At 73.4% G+C, this 13,489-nt stretch carries 13 protein-coding genes and 2 pseudogenes; 6 read left to right on the forward strand and 9 right to left on the reverse strand.

Going from position 1 to position 13,489, the window contains the following annotated elements; genetic code table 11:
• Window positions 1–272: 272 nt before the first annotated feature.
• The 3 genes and pseudogenes from AFB00_RS12350 to AFB00_RS12360 all read right to left on the reverse strand — a co-directional run bounded on the left by AFB00_RS12350 (window position 273) and on the right by AFB00_RS12360 (window position 3,110).
• Window positions 273–1,052 (reverse strand): ABC transporter ATP-binding protein, encoded by a 780-nt coding sequence (locus AFB00_RS12350; RefSeq protein ID WP_068797355.1) that lies wholly within the window; start codon window positions 1,050–1,052, stop codon window positions 273–275.
• Window positions 1,049–2,121, reverse strand: a pseudogene (locus AFB00_RS12355) (FecCD family ABC transporter permease). The gene AFB00_RS12350 and the pseudogene AFB00_RS12355 overlap by 4 nt, the downstream one beginning before the upstream one ends.
• Entirely contained in the window at window positions 2,118–3,110 is a 993-nt protein-coding gene (locus AFB00_RS12360) for an ABC transporter substrate-binding protein (RefSeq protein WP_068797356.1), read from the reverse strand. Before AFB00_RS12360 ends, AFB00_RS12355 begins: the two are co-directional and overlap by 4 nt.
• A 175-nt stretch (window positions 3,111–3,285) precedes the next feature.
• Here AFB00_RS12360 and AFB00_RS12365 point away from each other — a divergent pair, with 175 nt between their 5' ends.
• The 3 genes from AFB00_RS12365 (at window position 3,286) to AFB00_RS12375 (ending at window position 6,136) form a co-directional block, all read left to right on the forward strand.
• Entirely contained in the window at window positions 3,286–4,794 is a 1,509-nt protein-coding gene (locus AFB00_RS12365; RefSeq protein WP_068797357.1) for a S10 family peptidase, read from the forward strand.
• A gap of 314 nt (window positions 4,795–5,108) precedes the next feature.
• Window positions 5,109–5,444, forward strand: a complete 336-nt coding sequence (locus AFB00_RS12370; protein WP_068797358.1) for a hypothetical protein — start codon at window positions 5,109–5,111, stop codon at window positions 5,442–5,444.
• A 302-nt stretch (window positions 5,445–5,746) separates the two neighbouring features.
• Window positions 5,747–6,136 carry a hypothetical protein gene (locus AFB00_RS12375; protein ID WP_068797359.1) on the forward strand — a complete coding sequence of 130 codons (390 nt, stop codon included), beginning with the start codon at window positions 5,747–5,749 and terminating at the stop codon, window positions 6,134–6,136.
• Between the two features lie 70 nt (window positions 6,137–6,206).
• On the opposite strand, the gene AFB00_RS12380 is transcribed toward AFB00_RS12375, so the two are convergent.
• Window positions 6,207–6,758 carry a Chromate resistance protein ChrB gene (locus AFB00_RS12380; RefSeq protein WP_068797360.1) on the reverse strand — a complete coding sequence of 184 codons (552 nt, stop codon included), beginning with the start codon at window positions 6,756–6,758 and terminating at the stop codon, window positions 6,207–6,209.
• Between the two features lie 94 nt (window positions 6,759–6,852).
• Between AFB00_RS12380 and AFB00_RS12385 the strand changes: the two genes are divergently transcribed.
• The gene (locus tag AFB00_RS12385; protein WP_068800246.1) at window positions 6,853–7,815 is read left to right on the forward strand and encodes an aldo/keto reductase; all 963 of its coding nucleotides are present in this window, start codon (window positions 6,853–6,855) and stop codon (window positions 7,813–7,815) included.
• A 170-nt stretch (window positions 7,816–7,985) separates the two neighbouring features.
• Window positions 7,986–8,825, forward strand: a complete 840-nt coding sequence (locus AFB00_RS12390) for a hypothetical protein (protein ID WP_068797361.1) — start codon at window positions 7,986–7,988, stop codon at window positions 8,823–8,825.
• 53 nt (window positions 8,826–8,878) lie between these two features.
• On the opposite strand, the gene AFB00_RS12395 is transcribed toward AFB00_RS12390, so the two are convergent.
• The 3 genes from AFB00_RS12395 to AFB00_RS12405 form a co-directional block, all read right to left on the reverse strand.
• Window positions 8,879–9,352 carry an Asp23/Gls24 family envelope stress response protein gene (locus AFB00_RS12395; protein ID WP_068797362.1) on the reverse strand — a complete coding sequence of 158 codons (474 nt, stop codon included), beginning with the start codon at window positions 9,350–9,352 and terminating at the stop codon, window positions 8,879–8,881.
• A 152-nt stretch (window positions 9,353–9,504) separates the two neighbouring features.
• Entirely contained in the window at window positions 9,505–9,978 is a 474-nt protein-coding gene (locus AFB00_RS12400) for a hypothetical protein (protein ID WP_156819509.1), read from the reverse strand.
• Between the two features lie 11 nt (window positions 9,979–9,989).
• Window positions 9,990–10,883, reverse strand: coding sequence for a class I SAM-dependent DNA methyltransferase (locus AFB00_RS12405; protein WP_068797364.1), 894 nt, complete (start codon window positions 10,881–10,883; stop codon window positions 9,990–9,992).
• Between the two features lie 166 nt (window positions 10,884–11,049).
• Between AFB00_RS12405 and AFB00_RS31740 the strand changes: the two are divergent.
• A pseudogene (locus AFB00_RS31740) lies at window positions 11,050–11,947 on the forward strand (IS5 family transposase).
• Here AFB00_RS31740 and AFB00_RS12420 read toward each other — a convergent pair.
• Window positions 11,944–12,267, reverse strand: a complete 324-nt coding sequence (locus AFB00_RS12420; RefSeq protein ID WP_068797365.1) for a putative quinol monooxygenase — start codon at window positions 12,265–12,267, stop codon at window positions 11,944–11,946. The pseudogene AFB00_RS31740 and the gene AFB00_RS12420 overlap by 4 nt on opposite strands.
• Window positions 12,268–12,375: 108 nt before the next feature.
• Window positions 12,376–13,422: an NAD(P)-dependent alcohol dehydrogenase gene (locus tag AFB00_RS12425; RefSeq protein ID WP_068797366.1), complete on the reverse strand. Its 1,047-nt coding sequence runs from the start codon at window positions 13,420–13,422 to the stop codon at window positions 12,376–12,378.
• Window positions 13,423–13,489 lie beyond the last annotated feature (67 nt).

Consider the following 13,489-nt stretch of genomic DNA (forward strand, 5'->3'; position numbering starts at 1 on the left):
CCGAGATGCACGTGAGCGGGTCTCGGGTGCGTGCCCCGGCCCGCTGCCCTGCATCTCGGCACATCGAGCCGCGGGATGGACCCCGGGCGGGCGAGCGGCCACCGAGCGTGGTCCCGCCGAACCCCGGCCCTCGTACGGCGCCCTCCCCTCCTCCGCCATGGCCCACTCATGGAGCAAGAGCACCGCGACACGAGGCTCTAGCTCCATGAGTGACCGGTGGGGTGGGGGTGGAGTGGGTGATGAGGTGGGTGAGGTCGGTGAGGTGCGTGGGGTCAGGGCGGGTCGAGTTCGCGCAGCAGGACCCGCGGACGTCCGTCGACGGGGTCGGGGACCACGCGGCCGTCGACCCGGAAGTGCTCCGCCAGCAGTGTGCGGGTGAAGACCTCCGCCGGGGGCCCCACCGCGACGACCCGGCCCCCGGACAGGACCGCGGCGAGATCGGCGTAGCGGGCGGCGAGATCGAGCGAGTGCAGGGCGGCGACGACGGTCGTCCCCAGTTCCCGGGCCAGGCGCAGTACGCCCAGCTGGTGCTGCGGGTCCAGGTGGTTGGTCGGCTCGTCGAGCACCAGCACCCGCGGCTGCTGGGCGAGCGCCCGCGCGAGCAGCACCCGCTGGCGCTCCCCGCCGGACAGCTCGGACAGCGGCCGGGCGGCGAACCCGGTGCACCCGGTGCGTTCCAGCGCCGCCGCGACGACGGCGGCGTCGGCCGGGCCCGGCCGGCCGAAGGTGCCGAGGTGCGGTGCGCGCCCGAGCATCACCGACTCGTGCACGGTGAAGCCGAACCCGCCGTCGGTGTGCTGGGCGAGCACGCCGACCGCGCGGGCGTTGTCGCGGTGCGGCACCGCCCAGAGGTCGTCGGCGCCGAGGACCAGGTGCCCGCGTTGCGGGCGCAGCGCCCGGAACAGCGTCCGGAGCAGGGTGGACTTGCCGGAGCCGTTCGGGCCGACCAGGGCGAGGAAGGCCCCGTCCGGGACGGTGAGGTCGACGTCGTGCACGACCGGCGGTCCGCCGTGGCCGACCGTGACGCCGTCGAGCGTGAGCGTCGCGTTCACCCGCCGACCGCTCCGGTGGCGCTGCGGCGCAGCAGGACCAGGAAGAACGGCACCCCGACCGCGGCGGTGAGGATCCCGATCGGCAGCTCGGTCGGCGCCAGCAGCAGCCGGGCCGCGGTGTCCGACCAGACGACGAGCAGCGCCCCCAGCAGCACGCACGCCGCCACGGTGCGGCGGTGGTCGGCCCCGAACAGCAGGCGGGCCGTGTTCGGGACGACCAGCCCGACGAACCCGATGCTCCCGGACACCGCGACGACCGTGCCGGTGAGCAGCCCGGTCAGCAGGAACACCGCGGCCCGGACCCGGGTCGGGTCGGCACCGAGCGCGGACGCCGCGTCCTCCCGAGCACGAGCAGGTTCACCCGGCTCGCACCGAGCACCGTCGCCACGACGAGCAGCGCGACGACCGCGGCGGCCGTCGCCAGCAGGTCCCAGCGGGCCCCGGCGAGGCTGCCGAGCATCCAGAACAGGACCTGCCGGGTCGCGTCGGGGTCGCGTGTGGACAGCAGCAGGAACGACGTCACCCCGGCCAGCAGCTGTCCGACGGCGACGCCGGCCAGCACCATCCGGGCCGCCTGCAGCCGTCCGCGGACCCGGGCGACGGCGAACACCAGCAGGCCGGTGACCGTCGCCCCGGCGAAGGCCGCCGCCGGCAGGACGAGCAGCCCGGCCGCCGTCCCGACGGTGGTGATGACCAGCACCGCGCCCACCGACGCCCCGGACGACAGCCCCAGCACGTACGGATCGCCGATGGGGTTGCGGACCATCGCCTGCACCAGCAGGCCGGCGACCGACAGCCCGGCCCCGACGACGACCCCCAGCAGCACCCGCGGCACGCGCAGCTCCCACACGATGAAGTCCGTCGCGGGCCGGACGGCGGGGCCGGCGCCGCCGAGGTGCGCCCCGACGGAGGCGAGCACCGTCCCCGGCGGGATCCACACCGGACCGAGCCCGACCGCGACGACGACCGAGCCGATCAGCGCGACCGCCCCGGCCGCGAGCACCGCGCCGAAGGGCACCCGGCCGAGCAGGCCACCGGCCGGGATCTCCCGCCGCACCGTGAGCGTCACGGGGCGGGGTGGATGCCGCGGGCGACCGTCGCGACCGCCTGTCCGTTGAGGACGCTCGGCGACAGGGTGATCGACTGCGGCACGGCGACGATCCGGTTCTCCCGCACGGCCGTCGTGGCGGCCAGCACCGGGCTGGACCGGACGGCGCCGAGGAGCTCGGCGTCGCCCTGCGGAGCGAAGCCGGTGATCACGACGATCGCCTGCGGGTCCCGGGCCGCGACCTCCTCGGCGCTGAGCGCGGCGAAGTCGGCGCCGGTGTCCTGCGCGATGTTGGTGCCCCCGGCCAGCGTGACGATCCCGTTCGCCAGCCCGCCGCCGCCCAGGGTGCTCAGCGGCTGGCCGGGCTGGGGCGCGGACGACAGCATCAGCACCCGCACCGGGGCCGTACCGGGGGCGGGTGCGGCCGCCTCGACCGCTGAACGGATCTCCGCGACCAGCTCCGCGCCCCGCTCGGGGACCCCGAACACCCGCGCCGCCCGCTCGACGAAGGCGTAGGTGTCGTCGATCCCGGTGACCGGCGCCGGGGCGTCGTCGCAGGCCACGAGGCTCGCAGCGCCCGCGTCGCGGAGCCGCTGCACCGTCGGGGTCCCGTCGAAACCGCCGAAGCTGTAGGCGGAGATCCCGACCACGAGATCGGGCTCGGCGGCGATGACGGCCTCCGCGTTGCCCTGCCCGGGATCGAGGACCGGGATGCGGTCGAGCGCAGTGCGCCGCGGCCCGGTGAAGGCGTCGAGGAAGTCGGGTGCGGCGGTCCCGACGATCCGGTCGCCCACCCCGAGCCGTTCCAGCACCGCGGCCGCGCCGCCGTCCATGGTCACGACCCGCTGCGGCGGCCCGGCGAGCTCCGGGGCCGGCGGGCAGGCGGGTGCGGCGGCGTGGCCGGCACCGTCGTCCGCATCCCCGCCCGCACCCCCGCCCGCACAGCCGGTGAGTGCCAGCACCGCCAGTACGGCCACCGCCACCACCGTGATCCGTCCGTGTCGTCGCACCGCGCACCTCTCCCGTCCGGTTGCCGTCCGGTGCTCCAGTCGTCGCCCGGCGGGTGGCGGTTCCGCGGATCGGATGTGACGTGCGCCCGGCCGGATCGGCGCGGGGGCTTGACCGTGCCGCGACGGCACGGCGTCTGATCGGTGGAGCACCCGAACCGAGAAGGAGCAGACCTCGATGAACGCCTCCGGTACCCCCGACGCGACCGAGCCCGCCGCCGGTGCGACCCACCGGCCGCCCGCCGGGGCCTCGACGACCGCCGTCTGGAACGGGATCGGCTACCGGGCCACCGCCGGTTGGGAGGTCCTGCGCACGAAGGAGAAGCCGACGGCGGAGATCTTCTCGGTCTCCTACGTCGCGCAGGGCGCCACCGGGACCGGTCCGGCCGACCGGCCGGTCACCTTCGTCTTCAACGGCGGCCCCGGAGCCTCGTCGGCGTACCTGCACGTCGGGGCGGCCGGCCCGGAGCGCGTCGACCTGAACGACGACGGGACCGTGCGGCCCGCCCCGGCCCGGCTGGTGCACAACGAGGAGTCCTGGCTCGCGTTCACCGACCTCGTGTTCGTCGACCCGGTCGGCACCGGGTTCAGCCGGATGATCGAGACCGGGAAGGACGACGACGCTCCCGATCCGCACGCCTACTTCGGCACGGACCGCGACCTGCAGTCGTTGTGCGAGTTCATCGGCCGCTGGCTCACCGCGAACGACCGCTGGGGATCGCCGCTGTTCCTCGCCGGGGAGAGCTACGGCGGCTACCGCGTCGGCCGGCTGACCCGGATGCTGCAGGAGACCGCCGGGATCAGCCTGAACGGCTCGATCCTGCTGTCCCCCGCGCTGGAGTTCGGCGGGATCGCCGCGATCGCCGGGCTGACCTGGGGCGACTACGAGGTCCTCCCGTGGGTCGACGTGCTGCCGACGATGGCGCTCGCCGCCGCGCACCACGGCCGGTCCTGCGCGTTCGCGCCGGGCACACCGGGTGCGGAGATCCGGCGGGCGGCCGAGGAGTTCGCCACCGGCGACCTGGCCGTGTACCTCGTCCGCGGGGCCGCGATGCCGGACGCGGAGCGGGAGCGGGTGGCCGGGCGGCTCGCGGACCTCATCGGCCTGTCCCCCGAGGTCGTGGCCCGTGCGGAGGGCCGGATCCGGGTGATCGAGTTCGTCCGTGAGCTGCTGCGCGACGAGCGGACGGCGATCGGCATGTACGACGCGACCGTCACCACGACCGACCCGTTCCCGGACCGGCCGCTGTTCATGGGCAGCGACCCGACGCTGATGGGGACGGCCTCGACGTTCACCACGGCCGTCAACCGCAGGCTGCGCTCGGACATCGGGGTCGAGACCGACCGCGAGTACAAGCTGATCGACCTGGAGGTCGTCGGCGCCTGGAAGAACGACACCCCGGGCAACTACAACCAGCCGATCCCGGGGGCGACCGACGACTTCCGGCAGGGACTGGCGCTCAACCCGCACCTGCGGGCGTTCATCACCCACGGCCACCACGACCTCGTGACGCCCTACTACACGACCAACCGGCTGCGGAACCTCATGCGGCTGGACCCGGCCACGGCCGACCGGCTCACGGTGCGGCACTTCGACGGCGGTCACATGTTCTACACCTGGAAGGAGAGCCGCCGGGAACTCACCGCGGCCCTCGCCGAGTTCGTGGCGGAGGCCGTGCGGCGCTGAGCGAACGGCCTGTGGCCGGCGACCGGCGGTAGCCGGGACGCGCTCACCGGTAGGACGGGCGGGCGGTGCAGATCCGGATGGGGATCCGGGGTCACCGCCCGCCCGTCCTGTCGTGCCGCGGTCTGGGCGATGGGGCCCGAAAAGGTGAGTAACCATACGGAAAGTAATAAACACGCTCGATCGTGTCGTCCGTTTGAATGCCGGGTTCGCGCCGGATACGTTCTCCGCAGCCGGCGCGGGCTCCCCCTTTTTTTGGTCAGCGTGCCGGTAGGTGCCGGGGCCGAAACGGTCCCGAACTCATCAGGAGAAGAACTGTGCTGAAGAAGAAGGCCGGCATCATCGCCGCGACGTCCGTCGCGGGCCTGCTCGCGCTGTCCCCGCTGGCGTTCGCCGGCAGCGACATCGACAAGGACGCCAAGGGCCTGGTCGCGGGTGCGAACGGGAACAACGCGCAGGTGCCGGTCGAGGTCTGCAACAACGACGTCCCGGTGAACGTCCTGGGTGTCCAGGTGCCGGTCGAGGACGCGGCGGCCGCCAACGGCCTCACCGCCGGTGCCGTCGACGGCAAGGCGAAGTCGGGCGACTCGGTCACCGACCAGTCCGACAGCTGCGGCCAGGAGGCCGGCGCGGGCGACGCCATCGGCGGCTGATCCTCCGCTGATCGCGCGCGCACCCGGAGTCCTGCGCGACCCCGGGTGCGCGCGGCGCGGAGGTGACCCTCCGTGGTCCGCGACCCGGACACCGACCCGATCGAACTCGTTCGGATCGACCCGATCGTGGACCGTGCAAAACAGAAAGTAATTCCGACCCCACGATGGTGTCGGACTAATTGTGTCGGGCCACGGGTACCGATACATTTCCGTCATCCGGCGTGGGCTCCCGCTCTCTGTCATCGCGCCGGCAGGTACCGAGCCGTCTTCGCACGGACTCGAGACTCACCAGGAGAAGAACTGTGCTGAAGAAGGCCGGAATCATCGTCGCGGCGTCCGCTGCGTCCCTGCTCGCCGTCTCCCCGCTGGCGTTCGCCGGCGACTACGCCGCCGAGAAGACCAGCGACGGCAAGCACCACGGGCACGACGGCGGCGAGATCGACAAGGACGCCAAGGGCCTCATCTCGGGTCTGAACGGCAACAACATCAACGTGCCGATCCAGGTCTGCAACAACAACATCCCGGTCAACGTCCTGGGCGCGCAGGTTCCGGTCGAGGACGCCTCGCTGCTCAACGGCGTGACCGGTGCGCTCGGCGTGCTGGGCGACGCCAAGGCCAAGTCCGGCGACTCGGTCACCGACCAGTCCGACAACTGCGGCCAGGTCGCGGGCGCGGGCGACTCGATCGGCTGATCGCCCCCCTCGCACTGCTCCGATGCCCCCGCGACGCACCGTCGCGGGGGCATCGGTGTGTCCGGGGCTCTCAGTCCCCGGGCGGGACGTCCTCGGCGACGCCCTCGGCCCGGTAGACGCCCGCGGTGAACTCCGCGAGCGCGGCCCGGCACCGCTCCAGCAGCCCGGCGGCGTCGGACCGGTGCTCGTCCGGGAAGAAGTCCCGGGCCGAGATGGTCTCCAGCCAGCCGGCGAGCCGGTCCAGGGCCTGCTCGTTCTCCTCCAGCTCGGCGAAGGAGAAGTTGTCCCGTTCGGTCTCCTTCGCCAGCTCGGCCAGCAGGGCCCGGCCGCGTTCGGTGAACTCGGCGTACTCCTTGGCGCGCTCGGCCCGGAACCGGTCCACGATCCCGTCCCCGGACCCGGCGTGGGCGCGCAGCGCGTAGGCGGTCCCGCCGTTCTCGCGCACGTGCGCGGCGAGGCCGTCGACGAACTCACGGTGCTCCGGGCCGTCCGGGAGCACCCAGGCGCCGTTCTGCAGCCCGACGGCGCCCGCGGCCCGCGCCCGTCGCCAGAGCGTCACCCGGGGGCTCGACGGCGCCGCGGGCAGCTGCGCGAGCAGCAGGATCCAGCCCTCGGTCGGCACCCCGGCGACGCTACGGCCCGGCCCCGCCCGGCGACAACGCCGAGTTCGTCGCCCAGCCGTGCGGTACCGGGCCGCGCCGGGCAGGCTGTCCGGCATGTCGTCTCCCGTCGCCCGGCTCGGCCTGGGGCTCGCCGCGATCGCCCGGCCCGCGTACATCACCTCCGGCCGCGACACCGGTCTCGGTGACGACCGGGGCGTCGAGACGCTGCGCGCCCGCACCCACGAGCTCCTCGACGCCGGGTACGCCGCCGGCATCCGCTACCTCGACGTCGCCCGGTCCTACGGCCGGGGCGAGGAGTTCCTGGCCGGGTGGCTCGCCGCCCGCCCGGACGTCGACGACGTCGAGATCGGCTCGAAGTGGGGCTACCGCTACGTCGGTGCCTGGCGGACGGACGCCGAGCGGCACGAGGTGAAGGACCACTCGCTGGACGCGTTCACCGAGCAGTACGCACAGACCAGGGAGCTGCTCGGCGAGCGGCTGGGGATCTACCACGTGCACTCCGCGACCCTGGAGACCGGCGTGCTCTCCGACGCCAGGGTGCACCGCGCGCTCGCCCACCTGCGGGACGCCGGCCTGCGGGTCGGGATCTCCACCTCCGGTCCCGGCCAGGCCGACGCGATCCGGCGGGCGCTCGACGTCGTGGTCGACGGGCAGCCCCTGTTCACCTCGTTCCAGTCGACCTGGAACCCGCTGGAGCCCTCGGCCGGACCGGCACTGGCCGACGCCGCGGACGCCGGGGCCCGGGTGATCCTCAAGGAGGTCTTCGCCAACGGCCGGCTGGCCCCCGGCGGCGACGACGGCAGCGCGGGCGCCCGCTCGGCGGCCGCGATCGCCGATGCGACGGGTGTCCCGCTGGACTGGCTGGCGGTCGCCGCGGCACTCGCGAACCCCTGGCCCACGACGGTGCTGCTCGGGCCGGTGACGACGGCCCAGCTGGGGTCCAACGTGGCCGCGGCGGACCCGGAACCGCCCGCCGGTGCCGTCGCGGAACTGGCCGCGCTCGCCGAGGAGCCCGCGGCCTACTGGGAACGGCGGTCGGCACGGCCCTGGTCCTGACCGGACACCGCCCGACCGGGCGTTTCCCGTCGGACGGACGCTCGTTTACCTTCCAGTCACCTCACGGTCCGCGCTCCGACGAGTGCCCGTAGCCTCCTGCTTCCCGCAGGGCGGACGACCGGGGGTGTCCGTCCGCATCGGGGGGTCCGGTCGCGGAGGAGGAGGGGGCCATGACCGCGCAGCACCGGCTGGAGCACCACCAGTCACGCAACGCCGACGAGGACCCGGTGACCGAGGTGATCCCGCGGGTCGGCGAGCAGTCCTCGGCGGCCACGCCGGCCCCGGTCGAGCCGTCACCGGAACCGGAGCCGCCGGCCGGGGCGCCGCACCTCGCGCTGCTGCGGCCGTCGGGCGTCGTCAAGGTCGCGGGCGGGATCACGGCGGTGCTGGTGCTCGCGCACTTCGCCGCCGCCGTCTACGGCATCGGGCGGCCGGGGTTCGAGATCCCGGCGGCGATCCGGCTCGGCAACGAGCTGAACGTCTCCACCTGGTTCAGCTCGGCCCTGCACCTGACGAACGCCGGTGTGCTGGCCCTGATCGCCGCGAACTCGGTGCGTCGGGAACGGTGGCGCTGGATCCTGCTGAGCCTGTCCTGCGCGGTCGTCGCGATGGACGAGACCGCGGCGAACCACGAGCAGATCGGCTGGATCATCCACACCACGTTCGGGACGAGCGGGTTCCTGACCTACGCCTGGATCATCCCGGCGGTCGCGCTGGTCGCCGTGGTGGCGCTGCTCTGCCTGCCGATGGTGCTGCGCCGCCCGGGCGGGTACGTCGTCGTGGCCGGTGCCGCGCTGTTCCTGTTCGGCTCGGTCGGCCTGGAGTCGATCGGTGGCGCGGTCTTCGAGCAGACCGGCGACGTGCACGCGTTCGGCTACAACGTGCTGGCTGGTGCCGAGGAGTCCTGCGAGATGGTCGGCCTGGTCGTCGCGCTCGCCGGGCTGCTCCGGATGGCCGGGGGCAGCGGCCTGCGGATCTCGGGGACCACGTTCGTCGACCGCTCGCGCTGACCCGCACCGATCGCGTGGGCCCGGGGTCGCGCCCGCCGGGCCCACGCGACGGCTCAGGAGACGCGGCCCGGGTTCTCGATCTTGCGGGGCGCCGGCTCGCGGGGCTCGGCGTCCTCCTCGGTCGGGAGGTGGACGTCGTCGACGGAGATGTTGACCTCGACGACCTCCAGGCCGGTCATCCGCTCCAGTGCGGTGATGACGTTGCGCCGCACGGCCTTCGCCAGGTCCGCGATGGACACGCCGTACTCGACGACGACGTTGATGTCGACGGCCGCCTGCTTCTCGCCCACCTCGACGGCGACGCCCTGCGAGGCGTTGGTCGTGCCGCCCGGGATGCGCTCGCGCAGCGCGCCGAACGCGCGGGCCGCTCCGCCGCCGAGGGCGTGGATGCCGTTCACCTCGCGTGCGGCGAGCCCGGCGATCTTCGACACGACGGTCTCGGCGATCCGGGTGCTGCCGAACTCGGACTGCAGCGCCGACGGGGCGGCGGGGCTGATGGGTGCCTTGGCCTCGGGGGTGGTGCTCATGGGTGTGCCTCCACGCTCGATCGGGCGACCCGGGGTCGCCGGGTCGGATGCTCCGTGGCCGGACGCCCTGGCGTGGGCGTCGGCCGTCGGAAGTGGGACGCGTGCCGGGCCCGCAACCTCACGCACCGATCGACGTGACCGTCGTCACATGTCTATCCGGGCGGGAGTCCGATGGTCCATCCGGTGACGTCGCGCATCGCCACCTGCCAGCACGCCGGCTCGGTGTAGTTCGGCGCCGCCGCGGCGGTGGGCACGATGAGCGCGTCGGTGAAGTAGACCCACCGGATGTCCTCGACCGGGACCTCGCCGCCGGGATGCGCGTCGTCGCGCTCCTCGGCCATGTCGAAGAACATCGCCGCCATCGCCTCGGCGGACTCGTTGCGCTCGTGCCCGACGGTCAGGTGCCGCAGCTGGTCGCCGAGCCGGCGCAGCCACGTCGCAGGGTGCACGGCGTTGCCGAAGACGAGACCGGCCGGGGTGGCGACGGTCAGCGGGACGCTGTTGCGCTCGTCCCGGTAGGCGACCGACAGCACCGCCTGCAGGTAGCTCGGCGCGCTCAGCTCGGGGATGGTCACCACCCGGCGCGCGTCGGACATGTCGGCGGGACCGTCGGCGTTGACCGTCATGCCCACCGACGCTAACGGGGTGTCCGCAACTCCGGACAGGTCCGCGTCGACCTGACGATAACGTCCGAACGGCGGATCCGGAGTACCGCCGGGTGGCTCAGTCCCGCGAGGACCAGGACGGGAGGTCGGACTCCGGGCAGCGCTGCGCGGGGACCGCCGGGGCCCGGCCGCCGGTGCGGGACGCGGTGATCACGTCGAACCGCACCCGGCCCGCGCCGTCGTGCGGCGTGACCGTGTAGCCCCGCTCGTGGGCCGCCGCCCGCAACGCCGCGTGCGCCCTCCGCGCTCCCGGCCTGCCCGAAGTCGGTGCGGCGGTGGTACGCCAGCAGCGTCCCGCCGGGCCGCAGCCGGTCCAGCAGCGTGGCCACGCCGGTCCGCAGGGTGGTGGGCTCCCAGTAGTAGAGGACGTCGCTGCAGACGATCAGGTCGAACGTGCCGACCGGCATCTCGTGCGGCAGCGTGCGCCGGCCGAACACGGCGGCCGGGACCCGGACCCCGGCCCGGGAGACGGCGGCGTCGCACATGTCGACCCCGAGCAGGATGTCGGCGTGGCGCACCAGCCGGGCGGCGAGCGCGCCCTCGCCGCAGCCGACCTCCAGCGCCCGGTCGAACCGGCGCCCGGCGAGCGTGTCCATCACCGTGGCGTACTTCTGCTGCTCGTAGGCGTCCGCGCCGATGGCGTACGGGGCGGGCCGGTCGAGGAGCCGGTCCTGCGCCCGGCGGCCCCAGCCCGGCTGCCAGATCCAGGTCAGCCGCCGCCACCGCGGATCGGCCTCGCGACGGCCGAGCAACGCCATCCGGCGCACCGGCGCGGCGACCGCCCTGGCCCCGCCGCCGAGCGTCAGGCGCGCGGCGCGGCGGGCGAGCCCGGCCGGTGACGGGCGGGACGACAGGCGCTCGACCATCGGGCCACTCCGGAGATCAGGGGGCGTGCGGGTACGCCCCGTGTGTCGCCCGGGACCCGGTGTGCCGTTACGGCATCGGGCGGAGCAACCCCCGATGCGGTGATCGTGTGCGCCACCTAGGGCGTGTCTCCCAGATAGGCGGACCGGGGTGCGCGATGCTTGATCGGTGCCGCGTACCGCTGTCCTGACTGATGCCCAGTGGGCCCGTCTGGCGCCGCTGTTGCCCTCCTCCGAGGGTCGTCGCGGGCGCCCGTTCCGCGATGACCGCCGGGTGCTCGAGGGGATCATCTACCGGTATCGGTGCGGGCTTCCCTGGCGCGACGTCCCAGCCGAGTTCGGGCCGTGGCAGACGTTGTGGAAGCGGCACCGCCGCTACAGCGGCGACGGCACCTGGGACCACATCCTGGCTGCTCTTCTGATCGAGGCCGACGCCGCCGAGGTGCTCGGGTGGGCGGTCAGCGTGGACTCCACGATCATCCGTGCCCACCAGCACGCCGCGACCCTCAAGCGCGACACAGGGGGCCGGATCGAACTACACGAATCTGCTCGCCGAACCAGCAGATCACGCGCTGGGACGGTCCCGCGGAGGGCTGTCGACGAAGATCCACCAGCTCGTTGACGGGCACGGCCGCCCGCTGGTGGTCCTCCTCGGCCCCGGCCAGGGCGGCGACTCGCCAATGTTTCCGCACCTGATGGCGCGCCTGAGCATCGCCCGACCGGGCCCGGGACGACCCCGGACCCGGCCTGAACGCGTGCGCGCGGACAAGGCCTACTCCTCACGCGCGATCCGCCGGCACCTGCGCGAGCGCCGGATCATCGCTGTCATTCCGGAGCCCTCTGACCAGCAGGGACACCGCAAACGACGGGGCTCACGCGGTGGCCGACCGCCCGCATTCGATCCGGTCGACTACCGAAACCGCAACGTCGTCGAGCGCGGGTTCTGCCACGTCAAGCAGTGGCGCGGGCTGGCCACCCGTTACGACAAGCTCGCCCTGACCTTCCGCGGCGGCGCCGTCCTGAAGGCAATCGTCACCTGGCTCCGCGCATTGGGAGACACACCCTAGCGCGGGGTGACCTCGCCCATCTCGACCCAGGCGTCGCCGTCCACGCTCTGGAAGTTGATCAGGGGCTTCTCCGGCACCACGGAGCCCATGAAGTCGAAGAACTTCTGCGCGTGGTCGGTCTTGACGTGGGCCTCGCCCGCCGCGTCGTCGCGGAACACCTCGACGATGACGAACTCGTTCTCCTTCTCGACGTTCTCGTGGTAGTCGAAGGAGACGTTGCCCGGTTCGGAGTTGACGTTCGCCTTGTACTCCGAGATCCCGGACAGCCACTCGGCACGCTTGTCCGGTCGGATCTGGGCCTTGAGCACGATGAGGATCACGGGGGTCTCCGGTTCACGGTCGTCGGGACGGATCGCCGGGACGATCCTTCCACGGGCGCGGCCGGTGCGCGTGTCCCGATCTGCGACGCCCGGTGCCCGGCGGGACGGTCAGGCGAACGACGCCGCGTCGATCACGAAGCGGTACCGGACGTCGCCCTTGACCACCCGGTCCCAGGCGTCGTCGACATCGTCGCAGGAGATCGTCTCGATGTCGGCGCCCAGGCCGTGGCGGGCGCAGAAGTCCAGCATCTCCTGGGTCTGGCGGATGCCGCCGATCTTCGAACCGGCCGGGTTGCCGCGCCCGGTGACCTGGGAGAAGCCGTGGTAGCCGAGCTCGCCGCGGGGGACCCCGACGGTGATCATCGTGCCCTCGAGGTCGAGCAGGCGCAGGTAGTCCTCGACCGGGATCTCGGCGGCCACCGTGTTGACGATGAGGTCGAAGCGCCCGGCCAGCTCGGTGAAGGTCCGCGGATCGCCGGTGGCGTGGTAGTGGTCGGCGCCGAGCCGGCGGCCGTCGGCCTCCTTGGCCAGGGTCCGGGACAGCACGGTCACCTCAGCGCCCATCGCCTTGGCGAGCTTCACCCCCAGGTGCCCGAGCCCGCCCATGCCGAGGACCGCGACCTTCCGGCCGGGCCCGGCACCCCACCGGACCAGCGGTGAGTAGAGGGTGATCCCGGCGCACAGCAGCGGCGCCGCCGCGTCGAGGGCGATGCCGTCCGGGATGCGCAGCACGTAGTTCTGGTCGACGACGATCTGGGTCGAGTAGCCGCCGTAGGTGAGCGAGCCGTCGTAGGCCCGGGAGTTGTAGGTCTGGACCTCGCCCTCCAGGCAGTACTGCTCCTCCCCGGCCAGGCAGCTCTCGCAGCGGCGGCAGGAGTCGACGAAGCAGCCGACGCCGACCCGGTCACCGACGGCGTACCGGTCGACCTCGCTGCCGACGGCGGCGACGATCCCGGAGATCTCGTGGCCGGGCACCATCGGGTAGATGCCCTCGCCCCACTCGTCGCGGGCCTGGTGGATGTCGGAGTGGCAGATCCCGCTGTAGGCGATGTCGACGACGACGTCGTGCGGGCGCGGGTCACGACGCTCGACCGTCCCCCGCCGGAACGGCTGGTTGGGGCCGGCGGTGGTCAGGGCGGGCACGGTGGTGGTCACGATTCCTCCGCAACGCCGTCGGGTGCTTCCCGTACGCCCCGGGCGTCGTCGTGCGGGGCGTGGAAAC

This window comes from Pseudonocardia sp. HH130630-07 (assembly GCF_001698125.1).
Taxonomy (GTDB): Bacteria; Actinomycetota; Actinomycetes; order Mycobacteriales; family Pseudonocardiaceae; genus Pseudonocardia.

Coding starts and splice junctions, on each gene's coding strand:
- AFB00_RS12395 (WP_068797362.1), bottom strand. CDS start 9,352: ATGAGCACCACCCCCGAGGCCAAGGCACCCATCAGCCCCGCCGCCCCG.
- AFB00_RS12400 (WP_156819509.1), bottom strand. CDS start 9,978: ATGACGGTCAACGCCGACGGTCCCGCCGACATGTCCGACGCGCGCCGG.
- AFB00_RS12385 (WP_068800246.1), top strand. CDS start 6,853: ATGTCGTCTCCCGTCGCCCGGCTCGGCCTGGGGCTCGCCGCGATCGCC.
- AFB00_RS12365 (WP_068797357.1), top strand. CDS start 3,286: ATGAACGCCTCCGGTACCCCCGACGCGACCGAGCCCGCCGCCGGTGCG.
- AFB00_RS12390 (WP_068797361.1), top strand. CDS start 7,986: ATGACCGCGCAGCACCGGCTGGAGCACCACCAGTCACGCAACGCCGAC.
- AFB00_RS12405 (WP_068797364.1), bottom strand. CDS start 10,883: ATGGTCGAGCGCCTGTCGTCCCGCCCGTCACCGGCCGGGCTCGCCCGC.